The sequence below is a fragment of the Roseateles cavernae genome (assembly GCF_040187885.1).
Taxonomy (GTDB): domain Bacteria; phylum Pseudomonadota; class Gammaproteobacteria; order Burkholderiales; family Burkholderiaceae_C; genus Roseateles_E; species Roseateles_E cavernae.
Window position 1 is genome coordinate 1 of record NZ_JBDPLH010000056.1, and the last position, 319, is coordinate 319.

General features: G+C 70.5%; 1 protein-coding gene. It reads left to right on the forward strand.

Annotated elements, in window-relative coordinates; all coding sequences use genetic code 11:
- Nucleotide 1: 1 nt before the first annotated feature.
- Nucleotides 2-319 (forward strand): phage major capsid protein (locus ABGI63_RS25835; protein WP_349745381.1); only part of this gene is annotated, 318 nt, incomplete at its 3' end.

Below are 319 nucleotides of genomic sequence, written 5' to 3' on the forward strand. Positions count from 1 at the left end.
CGTGAACGGCTCCGGCGTCGGTCAGATGCTCGGCATCCTCAACTCTCCGGCCCTGATCACGGTTGCCGCCGAGGGTTCGCAGACTGCCGACACCATCCACGCCGACAACATCATCAAGATGTGGACCCGCATGCCCGCGTCCGCCCGCCGCCGCGCCGTCTGGCTGTGCAATCAGGACGCCGAGGGCCAGCTGATGCAGCTCGGCTCCGTCGTCAAGACCGCTGCCGGCACGGCTGTCGGCGGCATGCCCAGCTATCTGCCACCGGGCGGCCTCTCGGCCAGCCCCTACGGCACGCTGCTGGGCCGCCCCGTGGTGCCC